This is a genomic window from Maribacter sp. 4U21 (assembly GCF_002742365.1).
GTDB lineage: Bacteria > Bacteroidota > Bacteroidia > Flavobacteriales > Flavobacteriaceae > Maribacter.
This window is the reverse complement of the sequence record NZ_MDGN01000072.1, coordinates 75,286-98,984: the sequence shown is the minus strand read 5'-3', so window position 1 is coordinate 98,984 and position 23,699 is coordinate 75,286. Positions and strand designations below refer to the sequence as shown.

The 23,699-nt window shown below is 40.8% G+C and carries 19 protein-coding genes; 13 read left to right on the top strand and 6 right to left on the bottom strand.

Annotated elements, in window-relative coordinates:
* The first annotated feature begins 1 nt into the window (after position 1).
* Genes BFP77_RS14355 through BFP77_RS14340 form a run of 4 tightly spaced genes read left to right on the top strand, consistent with a single transcriptional unit; the run spans position 2 to position 3,505 of the window.
* A complete protein-coding gene (locus tag BFP77_RS14355) occupies positions 2–1,195 on the top strand; it encodes an Nramp family divalent metal transporter (RefSeq protein ID WP_099574705.1) in 1,194 nt (397 codons plus the stop codon).
* Positions 1,196–1,939 carry a 5-oxoprolinase subunit PxpA gene (gene pxpA / locus BFP77_RS14350; RefSeq protein ID WP_099574704.1) on the top strand — a complete coding sequence of 248 codons (744 nt, stop codon included), beginning with the start codon at positions 1,196–1,198 and terminating at the stop codon, positions 1,937–1,939.
* Positions 1,936–2,673: a 5-oxoprolinase subunit PxpB gene (gene pxpB / locus BFP77_RS14345; protein ID WP_099574703.1), complete on the top strand. Its 738-nt coding sequence runs from the start codon at positions 1,936–1,938 to the stop codon at positions 2,671–2,673. Before pxpA ends, pxpB begins: the two co-directional genes overlap by 4 nt.
* Positions 2,666–3,505 carry a biotin-dependent carboxyltransferase family protein gene (locus tag BFP77_RS14340; RefSeq protein WP_099574702.1) on the top strand — a complete coding sequence of 280 codons (840 nt, stop codon included), beginning with the start codon at positions 2,666–2,668 and terminating at the stop codon, positions 3,503–3,505. Before pxpB ends, BFP77_RS14340 begins: the two co-directional genes overlap by 8 nt.
* Position 3,506: 1 nt before the next feature.
* On the opposite strand, the gene BFP77_RS14335 is transcribed toward BFP77_RS14340, so the two are convergent.
* A complete protein-coding gene (locus BFP77_RS14335; protein WP_099574701.1) occupies positions 3,507–4,235 on the bottom strand; it encodes a nitroreductase family protein in 729 nt (242 codons plus the stop codon).
* A 414-nt stretch (positions 4,236–4,649) separates the two neighbouring features.
* Here BFP77_RS14335 and ilvD point away from each other — a divergent pair, with 414 nt between their 5' ends.
* From ilvD to BFP77_RS14290, 9 genes are all read left to right on the top strand, one after another.
* On the top strand, positions 4,650–6,326 hold the full coding sequence (gene ilvD / locus BFP77_RS14330; RefSeq protein ID WP_099574700.1) for a dihydroxy-acid dehydratase: 1,677 nt from the start codon (positions 4,650–4,652) through the stop codon (positions 6,324–6,326).
* Positions 6,327–6,397: 71 nt separating this feature from the next.
* Entirely contained in the window at positions 6,398–8,131 is a 1,734-nt protein-coding gene (ilvB, locus tag BFP77_RS14325) for a biosynthetic-type acetolactate synthase large subunit (RefSeq protein WP_099574699.1), read from the top strand.
* A 19-nt stretch (positions 8,132–8,150) separates the two neighbouring features.
* A complete protein-coding gene (locus BFP77_RS14320) occupies positions 8,151–8,741 on the top strand; it encodes an O-methyltransferase (protein ID WP_218963478.1) in 591 nt (196 codons plus the stop codon).
* Between the two features lies 1 nt (position 8,742).
* A complete protein-coding gene (locus tag BFP77_RS14315) occupies positions 8,743–9,510 on the top strand; it encodes a methyltransferase domain-containing protein (RefSeq protein ID WP_099574698.1) in 768 nt (255 codons plus the stop codon).
* Between the two features lie 6 nt (positions 9,511–9,516).
* A complete protein-coding gene (gene ilvN, locus BFP77_RS14310) occupies positions 9,517–10,044 on the top strand; it encodes an acetolactate synthase small subunit (protein WP_099574851.1) in 528 nt (175 codons plus the stop codon).
* A gap of 78 nt (positions 10,045–10,122) precedes the next feature.
* Entirely contained in the window at positions 10,123–11,598 is a 1,476-nt protein-coding gene (gene ilvC, locus BFP77_RS14305) for a ketol-acid reductoisomerase (protein WP_099574697.1), read from the top strand.
* A 36-nt stretch (positions 11,599–11,634) separates the two neighbouring features.
* Positions 11,635–12,885: a threonine ammonia-lyase gene (gene ilvA, locus BFP77_RS14300; protein WP_099574696.1), complete on the top strand. Its 1,251-nt coding sequence runs from the start codon at positions 11,635–11,637 to the stop codon at positions 12,883–12,885.
* Positions 12,886–12,904: 19 nt separating this feature from the next.
* A complete protein-coding gene (locus BFP77_RS14295; protein WP_099574695.1) occupies positions 12,905–14,482 on the top strand; it encodes an NADP-dependent glyceraldehyde-3-phosphate dehydrogenase in 1,578 nt (525 codons plus the stop codon).
* A gap of 311 nt (positions 14,483–14,793) precedes the next feature.
* Positions 14,794–16,071, top strand: coding sequence for a serine hydrolase domain-containing protein (locus tag BFP77_RS14290; RefSeq protein WP_257212976.1), 1,278 nt, complete (start codon positions 14,794–14,796; stop codon positions 16,069–16,071).
* 101 nt (positions 16,072–16,172) lie between these two features.
* On the opposite strand, the gene leuB is transcribed toward BFP77_RS14290, so the two are convergent.
* The 5 genes from leuB to BFP77_RS14265 all read right to left on the bottom strand — a co-directional run bounded on the left by leuB (position 16,173) and on the right by BFP77_RS14265 (position 23,600).
* Positions 16,173–17,249, bottom strand: a complete 1,077-nt coding sequence (leuB, locus tag BFP77_RS14285; protein ID WP_099574694.1) for a 3-isopropylmalate dehydrogenase — start codon at positions 17,247–17,249, stop codon at positions 16,173–16,175.
* Between the two features lie 55 nt (positions 17,250–17,304).
* Positions 17,305–18,819, bottom strand: a complete 1,515-nt coding sequence (locus BFP77_RS14280) for an alpha-isopropylmalate synthase regulatory domain-containing protein (RefSeq protein WP_099574693.1) — start codon at positions 18,817–18,819, stop codon at positions 17,305–17,307.
* Positions 18,820–18,849: 30 nt separating this feature from the next.
* Positions 18,850–19,446, bottom strand: a complete 597-nt coding sequence (gene leuD / locus BFP77_RS14275; protein ID WP_099574692.1) for a 3-isopropylmalate dehydratase small subunit — start codon at positions 19,444–19,446, stop codon at positions 18,850–18,852.
* A 95-nt stretch (positions 19,447–19,541) separates the two neighbouring features.
* Complete coding sequence (gene leuC / locus BFP77_RS14270) at positions 19,542–20,957, bottom strand: 3-isopropylmalate dehydratase large subunit (protein WP_099574691.1); 1,416 nt, start codon at positions 20,955–20,957, stop codon at positions 19,542–19,544.
* A gap of 102 nt (positions 20,958–21,059) precedes the next feature.
* The gene (locus tag BFP77_RS14265) at positions 21,060–23,600 is read right to left on the bottom strand and encodes a DUF559 domain-containing protein (RefSeq protein WP_099574690.1); all 2,541 of its coding nucleotides are present in this window, start codon (positions 23,598–23,600) and stop codon (positions 21,060–21,062) included.
* Positions 23,601–23,699: the final 99 nt, after the last annotated feature.

Here is a 23,699-nt window from a genome sequence, read left to right as displayed (position 1 = left end):
TATGTTCAAGAAAGTTGGTCCGGGAGTCCTGGTAGCTGCGGCTTTTATTGGCCCGGGTACGGTTACCGCTTGTATTCTCGCAGGGGTAGGTTATGGTTATACCTTATTATGGGCCATGTTGTTATCCATCATAGCAACGGTGGTATTACAGGAAATGTCCGCACGTTTGGGCATTGTCACCCAAAAGGGACTGGCCGATGTCATTAAGCAGGAATTAAGGACACCATGGTTGCGAAACACGGTACTGGCCATTATCCTTGGGGCTATAGTTATTGGTAATGCCGCCTATGAAGCTGGTAATATCGGCGGTGGAACATTAGGCTTGGAAGCTATTTTTGGGGAAGCTCATATTTCATACTATCCCCTCGTCATTGGATTGCTGGCCTTTGTACTGCTATATCTTGGTAGTTATAAGATATTGGAAAAGGTATTTGTCTTTCTTGTGATTATAATGAGTTTGTCCTTTGTGCTAACCGCGGCGATAACCCAACCTAATATGCTAGAGGTATTAAAAGGCTTACTAGTACCTACCGTACCTAGTGATAGTATCTTAACCATTATCGCCTTGGTAGGAACTACTGTAGTGCCTTACAACCTATTTTTACATGCGTCCTTGGTCAGCGAAAAGTGGAAAAGCACGGCCGACCTCAAAGCGGCAAGAAGGGATACTTTTGTGGCATTGATATTGGGCGGATTGGTGTCTATTTGTATTATTATTTCGGCTTCGGCCATTCAGAGTACAACGGTGAACAACGTTATGGATATGGCCAAGGGCCTTGAACCATTGTATGGTTCGGCTGCCAAATACTTTATGGGTATTGGCCTGTTCGCCGCAGGAATAACATCTGCCATAACCGCGCCATTAGCGGCTGCATATGTTGCCAATAGTTGTTTTGGATGGAAGGCCGATTTGAAAAACATAAAGTTTAGATTGGTATGGATGCTTATCTTAGGTCTGGGCGTATTTTTCCTTTCATTTGGTATAAAACCTATTGAGATTATAAAATTCGCACAGATTGCCAATGGCATTCTTCTTCCGGTAATAGCGGTATTCCTATTATGGGTCGTTAATAGGGCTTCGGTTATGGGAACATATAAGAATACCAAATTTCAGAATATCATTGGGATAGTGATTTTGGCGCTCTCTATTTTACTTGGTGCCAAGAGTATATTAAAGGTATTTGGATTGTTGTAAATGAAACATTATTCTATTGACATAAATTGTGATGTGGGCGAGGGTGTTGGTAATGAAGCTGATCTATTTCCCTACATCTCATCTTGCAGTATTGCCTGCGGTGGTCATGCCGGAGATTACGATAGTATGAAAGCCGTTGTTGCGTTAGCAAAAAAACATCACGTGAAAATTGGTGCGCATCCGTCTTATCCTGACAAGGTGAATTTTGGAAGGGTTTCTATGGCGATAAGTCCGTCCCTGCTACAGGAAAGTATCCAGAAACAGGTAGCTGACTTAGCTTTGATTTGTAAGGATGAAGCAATAGCGCTTCGGCATATAAAACCTCATGGCGCCTTATATAATGATATTGCCAAGGATGAAAAATTGGCAAATGTCTTTTTAGAGGCTATTGAAATATATAAAACGAGGTTCAAACTTTATGTGCCTCCTGGTTCTGTAGTGGCACACCGGGCAGTGGAAATGGGTTTTCAAATTGTACTAGAGGCCTTTGCTGATAGAAATTACAGGGACGATTTAAGTCTTGTTTCAAGAACAGAAACCAATGCATTAATAACGGATCCCATTAATGTCTTAGGGCATGTAGTAATGCTTATTAAAGAAAAATGTGTGCTAACAAGCTCTGGAAGAAAAACGCCTATCGTTGCTGAAACTTTTTGTGTACACGGCGATACTTCTTCAGCTTTTCAAATATTAGCGTATCTTTCTAAGGAATTACCAAATCATAATATATTTTTAGCCAGGTGAAACTTCCCTCCATCCATATAAAACCTTATGGTGTCCATGCTATTCTAATAGAATGGCCCAATGAGGTAAACGAAACCATACTAAATAGCATATTGCAGTTTGAAAACTATCTGCACGAAAACTGTTTAGAGGGGGAAGATTGGGAAACCGTTCCGGCCTATAATTCGCTTTTGGTTTTGAACAGAAATATCCCATTAGATTATGCCGCGTTCAGGGATAAAATTCAAGACTGGTATCAGGAGGAAAAAAAAATCACAAGGGGGCAACGTTATTTGTGGCGTTTGCCCGTGAGTTATGATTTGGAATTTGGAATAGATCTGGAATACGTAGCGGAGACCTTGGGTATCAGTACGGATGAAGTAATAGCACTGCATACAAAAAATGTATACACCGTTTACGGCATAGGCTTTCTGCCGGGGTTCATGTATTTAGGTGGTTTGCCGGAAGCCTTAGAATTACCAAGAAGGGCAACACCAAGGCTTAAAGTAGCAAAAGGTGCTGTGGGATTGGCGGGTAGGCAAACGGGTATTTATCCACAAGAATCTCCTGGAGGTTGGAATATTATCGGTAGTTGTACCGTTCCTATTTTCAATCTTAAGAATGAGAGCCCATGCTTTGTGAGTGTAGGCGATAAAATTCAATTCTATCAAATTTCTAGAGCGGAATATGATTTACACAAAATAGAGGCAGAAGTAGGTATTTATCAACCAGAAAAAATTAGGATAGATGCTTAAAGTATTAAAGTCCGGTTTTTACACTACGGTTCAAGATTTAGGTAGATTTAACTTTAGGAACAAGGGTGTTCCCGTGTCTGGCGTCATGGACCAATTATCGGTTTTTAAGGCCAATACGTTATTGGAAAATGACACTACGGATGCTGTGTTGGAAATAACCATGACGGGACCAACATTGATATTTGAAGAAGAGACCTATATAACGTTGGCAGGTGCTGTAATGTCCGCTACCTTGAATAATATGCCCATTCAGAATTACAAGGTATATCAGATTAATATTGGGGATATTCTTTCCTACGGAAGATTGGATAAGGGATTTCGTGCGTATTTGGCCGTAAAGGGAGGCTTTCAATTGAAAAACATTCTTAATAGTTGTTCCCTATACAAACCAATTACCAGAGAAAACCGACTTAAGGATGGGGATGTAGTGCCTTTTGAATACAATAAGCTTTTTAAGCCAAAGATTCTTGAAATAAAGGTAGACTCGTTCCTAGAGGAAACCGTTTTGGAAGTATATAGGGCGCCGGAGTACGATTTGTTGCAAGAGGAGCAATTAGCGCAGTTATTTGATGGCGATTTTACGGTGGCAAAAGAGAACGATAGAATGGCCTACCAGTTAGAAGAATGTATTGATGGTCACGCTATCAACATGCTTACATCCGGAACCCTACCGGGTACCGTGCAACTGACTCCGTCCGGTAAATTAATTGTCTTGATGAAAGACGGACAGACAACAGGTGGCTATCCAAGAATATTACAATTATCACATAAGGCAACGGCTATCTTGGCACAAAAAAGAGCAGGTTCTAAAATCGCTTTTAAGCTGCTGTAGCCTATACTTTTTTATAGACCTCTTCAAAGGGAACTCTAAAACGGGGCCCATAGATACCGTTTTCATCACGTATGCCACAGCCGATGACCATATTTATTTCAGCTGATTTTGGAATGTTAAGTATCTTTTTAACTCTTCCCGTATCGCTGCCCTCCATGGGGCAGGTATCATAACCTATTGCCGCCATGCTAATCATAAAATTCTGTGCTGCTAGTCCGGCACTTTTATGTGCAACAACGCGCATGTCGGAATTTCTCACCTGTTTATAGATAGGTCTAAAGAGGCCAATGATTTGGAATACGATATATTTGAACCAACCCAATATGCCAAGAAAATCCGTATAAATAGAGGGTATCAATTTTTGGTAATAGTTCAGGGCAAATTTCTCTCGCTTGCTGTAGTCTTTTGGGTCTTTGTCACCGAAGCTCTTTTTTAAAAAGTTACTATTCGCTTTGGCCCGTTGCCTCCATAAATCTTTTCTAGTCACTACTACAACCAATTGTTGTGCTGTTTTTGCTGCATTTTGGCCAAGACATGCTTCGGTCATTTTTTTCAGAATGGCAGCATCTGTAATATGATAAAATTCCCATATTTGAAGATTACTGCTGGTAGGGGCTAGCACGGCATTCCTGAGGCATTGTTTTACTTTCTCATCATCTAGTGCTAGGTCTTTTTTAAAGACCCGTACGGAACGCCTGTATTGTATGGCTTTGGTTGCGGTTTTCTCCATAAAATTTTTTTAAGGAAATTTAGGGTTTAAAAAGCCACGAAAGTAATTAATTCTTGTTTGCCAATTTTCAAATGAAAATTTTTATGTACTATTGCTTAATGAAAACTAACAAAGTAACGGTCAATGTAATTCTAATTATTCCCGCTAAGGAATGATATAGCTTTTTTATTGATTTAAAAAACCTGTATCAGATGCTTCCGATACAGGTTTTTTTATGTTATTAAATCAAAAGCGATGTTTATTGAATATGATATAAAAAGAAGCGTTATTTTGCTTATAGTCAACAACTTAAACTAATTTTAATGAAATTGAATTTGAACCAGTTGTCTTTGTTAAAATTATTGCGCTATTTAAACTTTTATCTTTGATAGTAGACGAGAATTAAATCGATTAAGAGCTTACGAGAACTAGATTATGGAATTGAACAAATACAGTAAAAACGTTACACAGGATTCTACCCAGCCTGCAGCACAGGCCATGCTTTATGCCATTGGTTTCAAGGATGAAGATTTTAGCAAGCCACTGGTGGGTATAGCGAGTACGGGTTATGAGGGTAATCCTTGTAATATGCATCTTAATGATTTGGCCAAATTGGTTAAGGAAGGCGTTAACACCGAGGAAACTGTTGGATTGATTTTTAATACCATTGGTGTGAGTGACGGTATTTCTATGGGAACTCCTGGAATGCGTTTTTCATTACCTTCTAGGGATATCATCGCAGATTCTATGGAAACCGTAGTACAGGGAATGTCTTACGATGCCTTGGTTACGGTTGTGGGTTGTGATAAGAATATGCCAGGAGCCTTAATGGCTATGCTGCGTCTTAATCGTCCTTCGATTCTAGTATATGGTGGTACCATAGAATCTGGTTGTCACAATGATAAAAAATTAGATATCGTTTCTGCATTCGAGGCTTGGGGAGAGAAAGTAGCTGGAACTATGGGAGAATCGGAATATAAGTCTATTATAAAGAAATCCGTTCCAGGTGCTGGAGCTTGTGGTGGTATGTATACGGCAAATACCATGGCGTCCGCAATTGAAGCATTGGGAATGTCCTTGCCTTACAATTCTTCGAATCCTGCCATAAGTAATAATAAAGAAGCGGAGTGCATTGCCGCAGGAAAACAAATGCGTATTCTTTTAGAGAAAGATATTAAGCCTTTGGATATCGTTACTCGCAAATCTTTAGAGAATGCTATCCGATTAGTCACCATTATGGGTGGTTCTACCAATGCGGTACTTCACTTTTTAGCTATCGCAAGGGCTGCAGATGTAGAATTTACACTCCAAGATTTTCAACATATCAGTGATACCACTCCGTTTATAGCGGACCTAAAACCAAGTGGAAAATACCTAATGGAAGATGTACACAGGGTCGGTGGTATCCCCGCAGTATTAAAATATTTATTAAAGAATGGTCTCTTACATGGCGATTGTCTTACGGTTACCGGAAAGACCTTGGCGGAGAATTTAGAGAATGTGCCGGATTTAGAAGAAGGTCAAGATGTAATCATGCCCTTGGATAAGCCCATTAAGGCAACGGGCCACTTAAGAATGCTTTACGGAAACCTGGCCACAAACGGTTCAGTTGCGAAAATTACCGGTAAGGAAGGTCTGCTTTTTAAAGGAACGGCCAAAGTGTTCAATAGTGAGTATGATGCCAATGACGGGATTCGTACGGGATTGGTAAAAAAAGGAGATGTTGTCGTTATCCGATACGAAGGGCCCAAAGGCGGACCCGGAATGCCGGAAATGCTTAAACCAACTGCCGCCATAATGGGTGCAGGTTTGGGCAAAGACGTAGCCTTGATAACCGATGGCCGCTTTTCTGGAGGCACCCATGGTTTTGTAGTAGGCCACATATCTCCAGAAGCCCAGGAGGGAGGTACCATTGCCTTGGTTAAGGATGGGGACGTCATCACCATTGATGCGGAGACAAATTCCATTAGTGTAGATGTCTCCGATGAGGAGTTGGCGAAGCGTAAAACTACTTGGGTAGCACCGGAACTAAAGTTTAAAAAGGGCGTGTTATACAAATACGCACGTTCGGTATCATCGGCTGCTCAAGGTTGTGTAACGGACGAGTTCTAACAATAGAGATAGCTATTGGTAAAAAATATAATTTTTGAATGTGAGCGTAAGGCTTGAATTTGAGTTGTACTATGGAAACAATAAAAGAAAAACAAAAGACATCAAAGACAGCATCTACTATTAAGATTTCTGGAGCTGAAGCAATCATTCATTGTTTATTGGCAGAAGGTGTCGATTTGCTTTACGGATATCCGGGTGGCGCAATAATGCCCGTATATGATGAGCTATATAAATTTCAGGATAAATTAACACATATCTTAACCCGGCATGAGCAGGGAGCCACGCATGCTGCACAAGGCTACGCCAGAATATCGGGTAAAGTTGGCGTGGCTATGGCCACATCAGGTCCTGGAGCAACCAATCTAGTGACCGGATTGGCAGATGCGCAGATAGATTCTACGCCAATGGTCTGTATCACAGGTCAGGTGCCAAGACATTTGCTAGGTTCAGATGCCTTTCAAGAAACCGATATTATCGGTATTTCCACTCCAGTGACAAAATGGAATTATCAAATCACTAGGGCTTCGGAAATTCCGGAGATCATGGCCAAAGCATTTTATATCGCCAAATCTGGAAGACCGGGTCCCGTTTTGGTCGATATTACAAAGAATGCCCAGTTTGAGGAGTTCGATTTTTCATACAAGAAATGCAAAGGAGTTCGGAGTTATAACCCAACACCAAAACCCAAAACTGAAGCTATAGAAGCCGCTGCTAAACTTATCAACGGGGCAAAAAAACCCTTTATCGTTTGGGGTCAGGGCGTTATTTTGGGCAAAGCGGAAGAAGAACTAAAAGCTTTGGTAGAAAAAGCTGGGATACCTGCCGCTTGGACCATTATGGGGGCTTCTGCCTTAGATACGGATCATCCCCTAAATGTGGGTATGGTAGGGATGCATGGTAATTATGGACCAAACCTTCTTACCAATGAGTGCGATGTATTGTTGGCCATAGGAATGCGTTTTGACGATCGTGTCACCGGTAGATTAGAAGATTATGCCAAGCAGGCAAAAGTAATTCACTTTGAAATAGATCCTGCGGAAATTAATAAAAATGTCCATGCTGATGTAGCTGTATTAGGAGATTCCAAGGAAACCTTAAAAAGTTTACTTCCATTGATTGATGCTAAATCTCATGAATCTTGGCATAATGTCTTTAAGGAGAAGTATAAAATTGAGTTCGATACGGTCATCAAAAATGATATCCATCCTACAAAAGAAGGTTTGACCATGGGTGAAGTTATCGAGGAAATAAATATCGCTACAGAACATAAGGCTGCCGTAGTAACCGATGTTGGACAACACCAGATGATTGCTTGTAGGTATGCTAAATTCAAGGAAACAAAGAGCAATATAACCTCTGGTGGTCTCGGAACCATGGGCTTTGCCCTACCCGCGGCCATTGGTGCTAAAATGGGCGCAATGGACAGAGAGGTCGTTGCCATTATAGGCGATGGAGGCTATCAAATGACCATTCAAGAGCTAGGTGTCATATACCAGCATAACGTACCTGTAAAGATTGTCGTTTTGAACAATGATCATTTAGGAATGGTTCGGCAATGGCAAGAACTATTTTTTGATAAACGCTACGCTTCCACGGTAATGGTTAATCCGGATTTTGTTAAAATCGCCGAAGGATATCATATCGAAGCAAAACGTGTGAGCGAGCGAAAGGATTTAAAGGCAGCGGTCAAAGAAATGATTGCTTCGGACAAACCTTATTTCTTGGAAGTGAAAGTGGAGAAAGAGGATAACGTGTTCCCAATGATACCATCAGGCGCTGCGGTTTCCGAGGTTCGTTTAAAATAAGGTTTCATAGTATCCTAGAATGACATTAAAGATGCAACAAGAGAATATTACTGATATTCCTAAAATTTATCCAGAGATTCAACGTAAATCTGAAGAAATAGGTTTTTCCATGCCTTCCGATTTGCTTATTGGTTCTTTGCTTAAAACTTTGATTAGTTCCAAGCCCGGAGCTCAAGTTCTTGAGTTAGGTACGGGGATTGGTCTCTCTTTGTCTTGGATGATAGAGGGTATGGATACGGACGCGCATCTAACCACCGTAGATAATGACTCCGAATTGATAGCCATAGCAAAACAATATTTTGGGCATGATAAAAGGCTTACTATAGTCTGTGATGATGGCGCAGCATGGCTTAAGGCAAATAGAGATGTGAAGTTTGACCTTGTTTTTGCGGATGCGTGGCCGGGAAAATATAGTGAGATTGAAACTGTTTTAGAAATGATCAATCCTGGCGGATTTTATGTGATAGATGATATGACTGCGCAAGCTAACTGGCCAGAAGGTCATGATAAGAATGTGGATAGATTGGTCCGTTACTTAGAGGATAGAACAGATTTTAGTCTAACGAAGATGAATTGGTCCACGGGCATTATAATTGCGGTTAAAAAGTAATATGGAACAATTGACGCATCAATGGAATACTAATTTATATAACGATAAACACTCGTTTGTATATGCGTATGGGGCTTCTTTGATCGATATTCTAAATCCTAAAGTAAACGAACGTATACTGAATTTAGGGTGTGGTTCAGGAGAATTAACGGCTTTAATAAATGAACGAAGTAAGGATGTTGTTGGAATGGACATATCCGTGGAGATGATTAGTAAGGCAAAAACTCAGTTTCCTTTATGCAAATTTAAAGTGGGAGATGCCATTCGTTTTAATTTCGATGCCCCTTTTGATGCCATATTTTCTAACGCAGCTTTACATTGGGTAACTAATTATAATGAGGCCATTACTTGCATGTATCTTAATTTGAAGAAGGGAGGAAGAATAGTACTCGAATTTGGAGGTAAGGATAATGTAAAAAAGATTACCACGCAGTTACGGAAGTCCCTTCTGAAGAGAGGATATAAAAAACAAGCTGAGCTTAAGCTTTGGTACTTTCCCTCAATAGGTGAATATACAATGGTATTAGAGTCTGTTGGTTTCTTGGTTAGTTCGGCGCAATGGTATGCCAGACCAACAGAACTCGCGGATAATAAAACAGGAATTAAAGATTGGCTTCAAATGTTTTGCAAACCTTTTTTGGTGGAGGTAGATAATTCGGATGTCATCGATATTTTAACAGAAGTGCAGGAATTTCTTCGACCAGATTTATACGTAGATGGTAAATGGTTCGCAGATTATAAAAGAATAAGAATAGTAGCACATAGATAAATGAGTATGGAAAAGCAATGGTTTACCATATCGGTATATTCCGAAAATAATGTAGGATTACTGAATAGAATATCAGGTATATTTTTAAAGCGGCATATTAATATCGAAAGCTTAAACGTCTCAAAATCAGAGATTGACGAGGTTTCTAAATTTACCATAGTAGTCTACACGACAAACAAATGGGTTACGAATATCGTAGGGCAGATAGAAAAGCAGATTGAAGTCATTAAAGCATTTTATCACAAGGATGATGAGACCATATATCAAGAATCTGCCTTGTTCAAAATTGCGTCCGACCTCTTATTCGACGAGAGACAAATTCAGAATATTATAAAAGATAGTAATGCACAGATTGTCACAGTTGCACGAGACTTTTTTGTTTTGGCCAAAAGTGGTAGAAGGTTTGAAATAGATGAAATGCATGAACAATTAAAACCTTTTGGCATTATGCAATTTGTGAGGTCCGGTCGTATTTCGGTATCAAAGGACGAGATGCAGATATCAGCTTTAATTAAGGAATTTCAACACAATTAATAACAACTATAATAATAAACAACTGCTGGAAATTACCGATGCCAATCGGGGACGGCGCTAAATTAAACAGAACACAAAATGGCAAATTATTTTAATACACTATCATTACGAGATCAGTTAACCCAATTAGGAAAATGTAGGTTCATGGATTCCTCAGAATTTGCTGATGGTGTTACGGCCTTAAAAGGCAAAAAAATTGTCATCGTTGGATGCGGGGCTCAAGGCCTTAACCAAGGCTTGAATATGAGAGATTCTGGCCTTGATATTTCCTATACGCTAAGAGATGCTGCGATTAAGGAGAAAAGACAATCTTTTATCAACGCCACGGAAAATGGTTTTACCGTTGGTACGTATGAAGAATTGATTCCTAGCGCAGATGTGGTCATAAACCTTACTCCAGATAAACAACATACAGCGGTAGTTGGTGCGGTAATGCCCTTGATGAAAAAAGGAGCAACCTTGTCTTACTCACATGGTTTTAATATCGTTGAAGAAGGTACCCAGGTACGTAAAGATTTAACGGTTATCATGGTAGCACCAAAGAGTCCTGGTTCCGAAGTAAGGGAAGAATATAAAAGGGGATTCGGTGTGCCAACGTTGATTGCAGTACACCCAGAAAACGACCCCGAAGGAAAAGGATTGGCACAGGCTAAAGCTTATGCTGCGGGAACGGGCGGCCATAAGGCCGGGGTTTTAGAATCTTCTTTCGTTGCCGAAGTAAAATCGGATTTAATGGGCGAACAGACTATTCTTTGTGGCTTGCTGCAAACAGGGTCAATTTTGTGCTTCGATAAAATGGTCGAAAAGGGAATCGATGCGGGATACGCCTCCAAATTAATCCAGTATGGTTGGGAAACAATAACCGAAGGAATGAAATATGGTGGAATAACCAATATGATGGACCGTTTATCCAATCCGGCCAAAGTAAAGGCTTTTGAGTTGTCAGAGGAGCTAAAGGATATTATGCGTCCGTTATTTCAAAAACATATGGACGATATCATGACGGGCCATTTCTCTAAAACAATGATGGAAGATTGGGCCAACGATGATAAAAATCTATTGTCATGGCGTGCCGCAACGGGAGAAACTGCTTTTGAAAAAACCGCTGCCGGAAGCGATGAGATCACCGAGCAAGAGTTTTATGATAACGGTGTTCTAATGATTGCTATGGTTAGGGCAGGAGTAGAGTTGGCCTTTGAATCCATGACCGAATCCGGAATTATAGCAGAATCTGCGTATTATGAGTCTTTACATGAAACACCACTGATCGCCAATACAATTGCACGTAAAAAACTTTTTGAGATGAACCGTGTAATCTCTGATACGGCGGAGTACGGTTGTTATCTTTTTGATCATGCATGTAAACCTTTATTGACGGATTTCATGAAGAGAATAGATGTAGATGTCATCGGTAAACATTTTGGCGAAGGAAAGGATAATGGCGTGGATAATGCCAAATTGATTGAAATAAACAAAATCTTACGTGAACATCCTGTAGAAATTGTTGGTACGAGATTACGAGAATCAATGACCGCGATGAAACCCATTGTTTAATATATAGACCAATCTGATTAGGAAAGGACACATTACATGGAATATTTTCCTAAAATCGAGGATATAGAAAAGGCGGCGTTGACCATCCGGCAGGTAACGGAGGTAACGCCGCTTATGCCTAGTATTCGTTTGTCCAAACTTTTCAGTGCCAATATCTTCTTAAAGAGAGAGGATTTACACAGAGTTCGTTCCTATAAAATAAGAGGGGCGTACAATAAGATAAGCACACTACCCAAAGTGCAGCATAAAAAAGGGGTAGTCTGTGCAAGTGCTGGTAACCATGCACAAGGAGTAGCGTTTGCCTGCAATCACCTTGGTATAAATGCCACTATTTTCATGCCTGCGGTTACGCCAAAACAGAAGGTGGAACAAACTAAGATGTTCGGAGATTCTTGGGTTACGGTAGTTTTAGAAGGAGACACTTTTGACGATGCCTACCTTGCAGCGCTTAAATATGGCGAAAAAGAGAAAATGACGTTCATTCATCCTTTTGATGATCCCAAGGTCATAGAAGGACAGGGAACTGTAGGTTTGGAACTTATTGAGCAAACGAAAGAAGCTATTGATTATATTTTTGTTGCCGTCGGTGGCGGGGGTTTGGCTTCTGGATTACTAGGCGTATTTAATAAGCTATCCCCCAGTACCAGGATCATTGGTGTTGAGCCAGAAGGAGCACCTTCCATGAAAACATCTATCGAGAATAATGCGAACACAACGCTGGCTACTATTGATAAGTTTATTGATGGTGCATCGGTAAAGCGAGTGGGGGACCTTACTTTTTCTATCTGTAAAGATAGATTGTACAACATGACGACCGTCCCTGAGGGAAAAGTTTGTCAAACGATTTTGGATCTTTATAACAGGGACGCTATAGTTGTTGAACCAGCGGGAGCTCTAAGCATTTCGGTACTTGAACAATATTCCGAAGAGATTAAGGGTAAGAACGTTGTCTGCATTATTGGCGGAAGTAATAATGATATTACAAGAACGGCGGAAATAAAGGAGCGGGCCTTGCTCTATGGTAATCTAAAACACTACTTTATCGTACGTTTTCCACAACGCCCGGGAGCGCTGAAAGAATTTGTTGTAGATATTCTGGGTCCCACCGATGATATTACGCATTTTGAATATGCTAAGAAATCGAGTAGGGAGAATGCTCCGGCTGTAGTGGGTATAGAACTCAAGTCTGCCTCTGACCTGCAGCCGCTAGTAAATAGAATGAAGGAAAATAACTTTTTTGGCGATTATTTAAACGATAAACCGGACCTATATCAATATTTAGTTTAATTCATAATAGAACACATATATGGCTATTCCAGAAGAATTTCAAATACAACATACCATAGACCAAAGAACTTACTTGGTGAACGGAGAATTAAAGCCCTGGAGCGGGGAAACCACTGAGGTTTTCTCCACAATTTCAGCTACTGAAGCCTATAAGCCTACGCTTTTGGGAAGTATTCCGGACATGCAGGAAAAAGAGGCTTTGGAGGCACTGGATGCCGCTTTGGCAGCTTATGGTAAGGGACAGGGTGTGTGGCCAACCATGCACGTTAAAGATCGTATTGAATGTATGGAGGTGTTTGTTTCCAAGATGAAAACCAAGCGCGAGGAAGTTGTAAAATTGCTCATGTGGGAAATTGGAAAGTCCCTGCCCGATTCTAGAAAGGAATTTGACCGTACCATTGAATATATTGAAGATACCATAGAGGATTACAAACAATTGGATAGGGATGCAGCCAAATTTCAAAAACAAGATGGTGTTTATGCGCATATTAAGCGTGGTCCTCTAGGTGTCGTTCTCTGTCTAGGACCTTATAATTATCCGCTTAATGAAGCATTCGCTTTATTGATCCCTGCAATCATCATGGGAAACACTACCATTTTTAAACCGGCAAAGTACGGTGTACTTTTAATAATACCTTTGTTGGAGGCCTTTCAAAGCAGTTTCCCTAAAGGTGTAGTCAATATCATTTTTGGTCGTGGTAGAGCGGTAGCGGCACCAATAATGAAAACGGGTAAGGTAGATGTTTTGGCTTTGATAGGAAATAGTAAATCTGCAAACGCCTTACAAGAGCAACATCCAAAAAGTAATAGACTACGTTTGGTTTTGGGTCTCGAAGCGAAAAACCCGGCTGTTATTTTACCTGACGCGGATATGGACCTCACCATTAATGAAGTCGTAGCGGGGACCACTTCATTTAACGGGCAACGTTGTACCGCACTAAAAGTAGTCTATGTGCATAATGAGGCGCAGGACGTATTTTTAAAGAAGTTCAGTAAGGCCATAGATGACCTAAAATTTGGAAACCCTTGGGACGAAGGCGTGAAACTGACACCGCTACCAGAACCACAGAAACCCGATTATATTCAAGAATTGATTGATGATGCTCTCGAAAAAGGTGCGAAAATCATGAACGACAAGGGGGGACAGCGAACAGAAAATTATATTTGGCCCGCCGTTTTGTTTCCAGTGACAAAAGATATGCGTGTCTATCAAGAAGAACAATTTGGACCAATTATACCTGTAGTTCCGTTTTCTGATATTGAAGAGCCTTTAGATGATATGGCGGAAAGCAACTACGGACAGCAAGTAAGCCTTTTTGGTAAGGACGTGTATGCGCTGGCACCTTTAATCGATACGCTGGTCAATTTAGTGTGTAGGGTTAATTTGAACAGCTCATGTCAACGCGGACCCGATGTATATCCTTTTACGGGGCGAAAAGATTCGGCGCAGGCAACATTAAGTGTTCATGATGCTTTGAGGTCGTTCTCGATTCGAACATTTGTCGCCTTTAAAGACAATGATTTGAATAATGAGACTATTCAGCAGTTGTTAGAAGCTAAATTATCCAACTTTGTAAGTACGGATTATATCCTCTAGCAAGTCCACTTATGTGAGCTTAGTAATATTACTTTGACCAGCTTTTAGGAGTATTTTTCTTCTGAGTCTAGTTAATTCAAATAAAACGGTTTGATGATGAAGTCATTCATATTTCACATCGGTATGAATAGCTGTGCCCTACGGATCAAAAGAATAATATCTTACGGTCTTAAGTTTTAAAAACGGTAAGTAGTAGACAATCTAGATTAATTATGCTTTGACGCATGTCTTGTTTCGTTGGACGAATAAAACCTAATACAATAATTTGTCTCGATTTTTAGTTTATAAAGAGCAATCCAACTTAAAATTCCGTGTTCAAACCTATTAAATCAATTTTTGAAAAGCAGCATAAAACGCTCTGGAATATCTTGCTTCTGTTCATGACATTTCTGGTGGTATCTTCATACATCCCCGTGGATTCAAGTGCTATTTCCAAAAGAGAGATACTATCAACTACTACTGAAGTTGATGCAGAGTCGTTGAAGCGTCATACCCTATTCCAAGCAAATTTAAATAGGGCTTTACAGGATTATTTTAATATAGCCATAGATTCTGGTGATATAGTAGGCGCAGGAGTAAGTATCGTCTACGGAGATTCCATATTGGTTTCAGGCGGATTTGGTAAACGTGCAGTAGAAGAAAATGATTTTATCGATGGTGAAACGGTATTTCGATTAGGTTCCTTGTCAAAAGGATTTGCCGGAGTACTCATGGCTAGTTTGCAGGAAGACGGGAAACTGGATTGGAACGATAAAGTGGTTGACTACCTTCCTAGTTTTCAATTTGGTGACAGTGCAAATACCAAAAAAATAAAACTTTCCCATATTCTCTCCCATACCGCTGGGACACCATATCATAGCTACACCAATTTGGTCGAAGCCGGTATTTCTGTTGAAAAAATTACCGAACGGTTCAAGGAGGTGGAACCTATTAGTGGCCCCGGGACCATGTATAGTTATCAAAATGCCATGTTCTCCCTTAGTCAAGAGGTGGCTAAAAAGGTTACGGGACAAGAAGTAAACGCGCTTCTCGACAACAGGTTTTTTAAGCCGCTAGGTATGACCTCCGTTTCCATGGAACATGATGTTCTGACGAATCAAAAAAATGTTGCGCTCCCACATTCCAAAAGGAATGACCATTGGCGCAGTTTACCGCTGACCGATAAGTATTACAATGCGGTCGTTGCAGGTGGTATCAATGCAAGTTCCTTGGATATGGCCAAATGGATGCGTTTCTTATTAGGACATCATCCAGAGGTATTAAAACCTAAAACCATTGAACAAGTTTTTGAGCCCTTTGTTGAAGTTAATTATAACAACAAATACTATCAACGTTGGCCCGATCATGTACAATCGCACTATGGCTATGGTTGGCGAATTCATTCTTTTAAAAATGAGACATCAAAACAAGAAAAAACCGTGTGGCATCATGGCGGTAGCGTAAACAACTATAGAAACGAAATTGCCCTTTATCCCGAGGATGATTTGGGTATTTGCGTATTACTTAACGGAAATTCTAGATTGGCACAAACTGTAATCCCCGATGTATACGCTATTATTTCTGAAGCTTATAGCAACATCTATCATTAGGTACACGTTTAGCTTTGAAATCTTTTTAATTCTCTTTGTCACTTCCTAACAAACAGAAAAAAGCACCACTCAAAACATAGTCATGTTCTAAGCGATGCTTCTTATTTTGTTGAGCGATTAACTAATATATTGGCTGCCAACCAATCTCCAACTTCGCTAGTTTTGTAGGCTTTCGCTCCCTCCGCTAAGTCTTCGGTAACGATGCCTTCTGCGAGTGATTTATTTACCACATCTCTTATAGCTTGCGCCTCTTCCGCTAGGTCCATATCCTCAAATAGCATCGCTGCGGACAGTACGGTAGCCAACGGATTGGCGATATCCTTACCTGCTGCCTGCGGGTAGGAGCCATGTATAGGTTCGTACAAAGACACTTTACTTCCTACGGAAGAAGAAGGCATTAGTCCCATAGAACCGGAGATTACAGATGCCTCATCGGTCAAGATATCCCCAAAAAGATTGGCAGTAATCATTACATCATAAGCACTTGGCCATTGCACGAGTCGCATGGCAACGGCATCAACGAACTCGTAAGAGACTTCTACTTCCGGATATTCTTTTTCCATTGCCTGTACGGTCTCTCTCCATAATCTAGAAGATTCCAGCACGTTTGCCTTATCCACACAGCATAGTTTTTTTGAACGTTTCATGGCCATTTTAAAACCTTTATGCGCTAAGCGCTCTATTTCAAAACGTTCGTAGGTCATGGTGTCATAGGCGGTATTACCATCATCTTTTCTCCCACGTTCTCCAAAATAAACCCCTCCGGTTAATTCTCTTAAAATGATAAGATCCGTTCCTTCGATACGTTCTCTTTTTAAAGGAGATTTATCTATTAAGGAAGGAAAGGTAAAGGTGGGCCTGACATTGGCAAAGAGGCCTAATTTTTGACGCATTTTCAATAAGCCCTGTTCGGGCCTTACTTTCGCAGAAGGGTCGTTATCAAATCTAGGGTGACCAATAGCACCGAAAAGAACAGCATCGGAATTTGCACAGATTTCATGTGTTTCTTCTGGATAAGGGTCTCCTACGGCGTCAATTGCCGCTGCTCCCGTCAATGCGGGCTTCCAGTTAATCTCGTGATTGTATTTTTTTGCGATTACATCACAGACTTTAACGGCCTGATCTATTACTTCTGGGCCAATTCCGTCACCGGCCAATAAAGCTATGTCTAATTTCATTTTGTATTCTTTTATCGTTGTTTGATGCTTGTAGTTGTCTGTTTAAAGCTATTTTCTATATTATATTCAACATCTTTTCTGTGGCCTTAATCGCTGAAACCGTCTGGTCGGAATCTAAGCCCCTCGAGGTAAATTCCTTTTTGTTCAAAGACCAGGTAATGACGGTTTCACAAAGGGCGTCGGAATTACTTCCGGGTGGTATTCTAACCGCGTAATCTATGAGCTCCGGAAGGGTAATTTTTTTGGATGCATATACTTTATGCAAAGCATTCATAAAAGCATCATATTGTCCGTCTCCTTGCGCATTCGCCTCAAATACTTCACCATTTATTTCTACGGAAAGGGTAGTGGAGGGCATCAAGCCTTTGGCGTGTGTTAATACGTAAGACTTTACGAAAATTTTCTGTTGATGCGCCTCTGTATCCAACACATCGGATATAATAAAAGGTAAATCCTCTTTGGTGACCCGTTCCTTTTTATCTCCAAGCTCAATGATACGTTGGGTCACTTTTTTTAACTCATCATCATTGAGTTTTAAGCCAAGTTCCTGTAAATTTTTCTGAATATTAGCTTTCCCCGACATTTTACCCAAAGCATATTTGCGCTTTCTACCAAAACGCTCTGGCATTAAATCACTAAAATAAAGGTTGTTCTTGGAATCCCCGTCTGCATGAATGCCAGCTGTTTGCGTAAACACACTATCGCCAACAATAGGTTTATTGGCCGGAATGGCCAGTCCGGCAAATGCAGATACCAGTTTGCTCACTTTGAAGAGCGAAGATTCGTTAACACCTATTTCAATTTCTGGCAGAAAATCGTTGATGACCGCAATGGCACTGGCCATAGGAGCATTACCAGCACGTTCACCCATACCGTTTACGGTAAGGTGTAAACCATGACAACCCGCTTTCACCGCTTCCATAACATTTGCAACACCTAAGTCATAATCGTTATGACCATGAAAGTCAAAATGAATTTTAGGATAGCGTTGTACGATTTCCTTCAGAAAGTCATAGGTCTCTCTATGAGTTAGTATTCCCAAAGTATCAGGCAATAAAATACGTTTTATAGGTTGTGTGGAAAGGAAATCCAAGAAATCAAAAACATAGGCTTTTGAGTTTCGCATTCCGTTGCTCCAATCCTCCAAATAAACGTTATTGATGATTCCTTTTTGTTTCGCCTGTTCAAAAACTGCTGCTATTTCCGCAAAGTGTTCCTCTGGAGTCTTTTTAAGCTGATGTTTTAGGTGATTCAAAGAACCTTTTGTTAATAGGTTCTGGGATTTAGCCCCAGCTTCCTCCATCCATTTTAACGAAACTCCTCCGTCTACAAAAGTCAACACTTCTACCCGGTCTAGATAATCCTTACTAGCGGCCCATGCCGTAATCTGCTGTACTGCTTGCAATTCGCCTTTAGAGACTCTTGCAGAAGCAACTTCAATACGGTCTACATGAAGTTCGTCCAGTAATAGTTTGGCCAGCGTCAATTTCTCCGATGCGGAGAATGAGACTCCGGAAGTCTGCTCCCCATCCCTGAGGGTGGTATCCATGATTTCCACCTTTCTTTTCATTAGTGTGCTCCTTTGGTTGGAAATCTGATTTTAAAGTGGCGTAGTCTTAGCGAAAGATGTTATTTTTTCTTTGATGTTCAAAAGGTAATCGATGTCATCAAACCCATTCGTCATGTTATTTTTCTTGTAGTCATTGATATCGAAAGACTCACTTTCTCCCGTTGCCAATAAGGTAACCTTCTGTTCCGGTAGATTAACTTCTATTTCCGTTTTAGGGTCCGCCTCGATAGCAGCGAAAATCTTTTGCAGAAAAGTTGCACTAACCTGTACAGGTAGTACTCCTATATTTAGGCAGTTACCTCGGAAAATGTCCGCAAAGAAGGAGGAGATAACACATCTAAAACCATAATCATAAACGGCCCATGCTGCATGTTCTCTTGACGACCCCGAACCGAAATTTTTACCGCCGACCAAAATTTTGCCACTATATTTTTCATCGTTCAGTACAAAATCTTCCTTGATTGAATTATCTTGGTTGTAACGCCAATCCCTAAACAGATTATCACCGAACCCGACCCGTTCCGTAGCTTTTAAGAAACGTGCAGGAATTATCTGATCGGTATCTACGTTCTCTATCGGAAGCGGTACAGCGGTTGTTCTTAATATGTCGAATTTATCGTATGCCATTTTTTCTAGCTTTTTGCTATCGACTGTTTGCCTATAGCTTTAATTTAATATTTATTTGGATAAAGGCCAGTGGCCAATAGCTAAGAGTACATTGGTTATGCCATCTCTTTTTCCATTAATTCTCTTGGATCGGTTACCTTACCCGTAACAGCTGCCGCAGCCGCCACTAAAGGACTTGCTAATAGCGTTCTTGATCCTGGGCCTTGTCTACCTTCAAAGTTTCGGTTAGATGTACTCACGGCCAATTTACCCGGTGGTACTTTATCATCGTTCATGGCCAAACATGCAGAACAGCCTGGTTCGCGTAGTTCAAAACCTGCTTCGGTAAGGATGTCCAAAATACCCTCTTCCTTGATGGCACTTTCCACCTTGTGCGAACCGGGTACAAGCCATGCGGTAACGTTGTCGGCCTTTCTGCGCCCTTTTACGATAGAGGCAAATGCCCTGAAATCTTCAATTCTACCATTGGTACAACTTCCAAGAAATACGAAATCTATCGGTTTTCCGATCATGGTGTCGCCTTCATCGAATTTCATATATTCTAAAGACTTTTTATAGGTAGTGGCACCTCCTTGCACCGCATCGGCATTGGGTATATCATTAGAAATTCCCATGCCCATACCTGGATTGGTTCCATAGGTAATCATAGGCTCGATTAAGGAACCATCGAAAGTAAGTTCTTTATCAAAAATCGCATCTGGATCGGTGTAAAGGGTTTGCCAGTAGTCCATAGCTTTATCCCACGCTTCTCCTTTTGGTGTAAATTCCCGTCCCTTTACGTAATGGAAGGTCTTTTCGTCCGGAGCAATCATGCCACCACGGGCACCCATTTCTATACTCAGGTTACAAACCGTCATACGGCCTTCCATGGTCATATCCGTAAATACATCACCAGCATATTCTACGAAGTAGCCCGTTGCGCCAGAAGTGGTCAATTGCGAAATGATGAACAGTGCAACATCCTTGGGCGTTACACCGTATTGTAGTTCTCCAGTAATATTGATGCGCATGCGCTTAGGCTTTGGCTGCATAATGCACTGCGTTGCTAGAACCATTTCAACCTCGGAAGTTCCGATACCAAAAGCGATAGCGCCAAAAGCACCGTGTGTAGAGGTATGTGAATCCCCACAAACAATGGTGGCACCTGGTTGCGTTATTCCATATTCCGGACCCACAACGTGAACAATACCATTCTTTTGATGGCCAAGGCCCCAGTAAGAAATACCATATTCATTGGCGTTTTCTTCCAACATTTTTAACTGGTTTGCAGACAAAGGGTCGGCCACCGGGAGATGTTGGTTAATGGTTGGGGTATTATGATCTGCGGTGGCAAATGTTTTTTCGGGATGCATTACCCCGATATTCCTGTTTTTTAATCCTAAAAAGGCCACCGGACTCGTTACCTCGTGCACCATGTGCCTGTCTATAAATAGTACATCCGGGCCATCTGTAATTTTATGTACGACATGAGAGTCCCACACTTTGTCAAATAAGGTCTTTGATACGCTCATAGTATTCTTAATATAAGAGACAAATCTATTAAAACAAGGGGTTTTTTGGAAATTAACTGAAATTGAAATTACGATGTTCAAAAGCTAATGACGACTTTTAAATCAACTTATATAGTTCCAAATATTCTTGTATTTCACTAATAGGGCGTAGCTGTGCCTAATGATCAAATTTTCTGGTTTCTCTAGGGATGGGTCGGCCTTTAGAAGTTTTAGGGCGTAATAGCGAGCGGATTTAAGTATCTCGTTATCCTTTACGATATCCGCAATTTTTAAGTTAAGAATACCGCTTTGTTGCGTACCCATAATATCACCCGGGCCACGCAGTTTTAGGTCTACTTCGGCAATCTCAAATCCGTCATTAGTCCGGACCATAGTTTCCAACCTCGTTTTTGCTTCTGAAGAAAGTTTGTGGCTCGTCATTAAAATACAAAAACTTTGGTCCGCTCCACGTCCAACCCGTCCCCGAAGTTGGTGTAATTGTGACAATCCAAAGCGTTCCGCACTTTCAATAATCATAACGGAGGCATTGGGTACGTTAACACCCACTTCTATCACTGTGGTCGCAACCATGATTTGGGTTTCACCATTGACAAAACGCTGCATTTCATAGTCCTTATCTACGGGTTTCATTTGTCCATGTACAATGGATATCTGAAATTCCGGCATCGGAAAATCCCGCACAATACTTTCGTATCCATCCATCAAATCCTTATAATCCAAGGCTTCTGATTCTTGTATGAGTGGATATACTATGTAAACCTGTCTTCCTTTCTTAATTTCGTCTCGGATAAACCGAAATACTTTTAAGCGATTGGAATCATACCTATGTACGGTCTTTATCGGTTTTCTGCCAGGTGGGAGTTCATCAATAACTGAAATATCCAAATCACCATATAAACTCATCGCTAGCGTCCTAGGAATAGGCGTTGCCGTCATTACTAGGATATGTGGTGGTATAGCCCCTCCAACCTCCCCTGAGGGGAGGCTTTTTAATATTCTTTCAATTGTATGCAATACAATATCAATGGCATCGATTACCTCTTCATTTTTAAACCGTATTACTTTATAACCAAAATCATTGAGAATTTGAGTTCTCATAGTATCGGCTTCTTTTAGAGAGGGGTTGTCGTGATATCCTCCATCAACTTCAACAATCAACTTTTTAGAAATACATACAAAATCAACGATAAATTTATCTATAAGATGCTGCCTCTGAAATTGACCATATGTTTGTTCTGTCCTCACACTCTGCCAAAGTAGCTGCGCTGCCTCCGAGGTTCGTTTTTTGTTTTCTTGTTGTAATTCTTTTAGTAGCCCATAGGTAGATGGTCTTGCTGTTTGGTATTTGTAATGAATTTCTTTTACTCTCCCTTTGGGAGGGGTTAGGGGTGGGCTACCTTTATGCCAAAGTTTAGATCGCTGTGCCACACCAAAACGATGTTGCTCATCAATTATGGCCAAACCTAAATTTTTAAATTTCACCTTATCTTCCAATAACGCGTGCGTACCAATGAGTATCTGAAGTTCCCCATTTTCCAATTGTTCATGTATGGGTTTCCGAGCGGACTTTTTTACGGAGCCCGTTAACAGTTCGCAGGTTATCCCCGTATCTTTTAGCAATGCCGAAATGCCGGTATAATGTTGATTGGCTAAAATTTCTGTTGGAGCCATTAAACAAGCTTGGAATCCATTATCTATAGCCAACAACATGGTCAATACGGCAACGATAGTTTTTCCGGAACCCACGTCTCCTTGTAATAATCGGTTCATCTGGGCATTGCTCCCTAAATCCGCCCGGATTTCCTTGACGACCCTTTTTTGCGCATTGGTTAATTCAAAAGGTAACTGATTTGCATAAAAATCATTGAACAGTTCTCCTACTTGGTCAAAATTATATCCTTTTATTCGCTGTTTGTGCAGCATGTTCTTAGCAATAAGCTGCATCTGCAGATAGAACAATTCTTCAAATTTCAAACGGAACTGGGCTTTTGCCAGTAGTTCCTGACTCCTAGGAAAATGAATATTGAATAGTGCTTCACTCTTGGATATCAATTTTAGTTCCTGTAAAAGTCCATCGGAGAGTGTTTCGGAAAACTTGCCCTTGGTCTCCAAGAAAAGTTGTTGCATTAATTTACTGATGACTCTATTGGTGACACCTTTGTTGCTTAGCTTTTCGGTAGATGGATACACGGGCTGCATATGCACTTTTAGTCCCTGTTGGTGTTCCTTGAGTAGTTCTAGCTCTGGGTGAGGCATAGAGAAGACCCCGTTGAACCAGTTACATTTTCCGAAAATTACGTAGGGTGTATTGAGTTTTAAATTCTCTCGAATCCATTTTTGACCCCGAAACCAAACCAATTCCATTTCACCAGTGTCATCTTGAAATTTGGCTACAAGACGCGTTCCTTTCTTTTGCTCAACCGTCTTCAGATGAACTATTTTGCCAATAATCTGAACATCTGCATTACTTTTCTGTAGCTGGTTTATTTTATAGTATTGCGTCTTGTCTATGTATCTGTTGGGAAAAAGATTAAGTAAGTCTTGATACACATGAACACCCAACTCGGATTGAAGGCTTTCCGCCCGGTTAGGGCCAACGCCTTTTAGATAAGCAACTGGTGTTTGAAGAAAACCGGCATTCATTACACGAATTTAGGGATAAGACCATTAACCCCCAAAAGGTATGGTCAAAAGCGATGTTGTACCAACGTAATCTTTAATTAAGGGCATATCAAAGCGACT

Excerpts from the sequence above, each read along its gene's own strand:
- ilvC (WP_099574697.1), top strand. The coding sequence starts at position 10,123 with ATGGCAAATTATTTTAATACACTATCATTACGAGATCAGTTAACCCAA.
- BFP77_RS14335 (WP_099574701.1), bottom strand. The coding sequence starts at position 4,235 with ATGGAGAAAACCGCAACCAAAGCCATACAATACAGGCGTTCCGTACGG.
- ilvN (WP_099574851.1), top strand. The coding sequence starts at position 9,517 with ATGGAAAAGCAATGGTTTACCATATCGGTATATTCCGAAAATAATGTA.
- leuB (WP_099574694.1), bottom strand. The coding sequence starts at position 17,249 with ATGAAATTAGACATAGCTTTATTGGCCGGTGACGGAATTGGCCCAGAA.
- BFP77_RS14280 (WP_099574693.1), bottom strand. The coding sequence starts at position 18,819 with ATGAAAAGAAAGGTGGAAATCATGGATACCACCCTCAGGGATGGGGAG.
- pxpA (WP_099574704.1), top strand. The coding sequence starts at position 1,196 with ATGAAACATTATTCTATTGACATAAATTGTGATGTGGGCGAGGGTGTT.
- BFP77_RS14315 (WP_099574698.1), top strand. The coding sequence starts at position 8,743 with ATGGAACAATTGACGCATCAATGGAATACTAATTTATATAACGATAAA.
- leuD (WP_099574692.1), bottom strand. The coding sequence starts at position 19,446 with ATGGCATACGATAAATTCGACATATTAAGAACAACCGCTGTACCGCTT.
- ilvA (WP_099574696.1), top strand. The coding sequence starts at position 11,635 with ATGGAATATTTTCCTAAAATCGAGGATATAGAAAAGGCGGCGTTGACC.
- BFP77_RS14340 (WP_099574702.1), top strand. The coding sequence starts at position 2,666 with ATGCTTAAAGTATTAAAGTCCGGTTTTTACACTACGGTTCAAGATTTA.
- BFP77_RS14265 (WP_099574690.1), bottom strand. The coding sequence starts at position 23,600 with ATGAATGCCGGTTTTCTTCAAACACCAGTTGCTTATCTAAAAGGCGTT.
- BFP77_RS14320 (WP_218963478.1), top strand. The coding sequence starts at position 8,151 with ATGACATTAAAGATGCAACAAGAGAATATTACTGATATTCCTAAAATT.
- BFP77_RS14295 (WP_099574695.1), top strand. The coding sequence starts at position 12,905 with ATGGCTATTCCAGAAGAATTTCAAATACAACATACCATAGACCAAAGA.
- BFP77_RS14355 (WP_099574705.1), top strand. The coding sequence starts at position 2 with ATGTTCAAGAAAGTTGGTCCGGGAGTCCTGGTAGCTGCGGCTTTTATT.
- leuC (WP_099574691.1), bottom strand. The coding sequence starts at position 20,957 with ATGAGCGTATCAAAGACCTTATTTGACAAAGTGTGGGACTCTCATGTC.
- ilvB (WP_099574699.1), top strand. The coding sequence starts at position 6,398 with ATGGAAACAATAAAAGAAAAACAAAAGACATCAAAGACAGCATCTACT.
- ilvD (WP_099574700.1), top strand. The coding sequence starts at position 4,650 with ATGGAATTGAACAAATACAGTAAAAACGTTACACAGGATTCTACCCAG.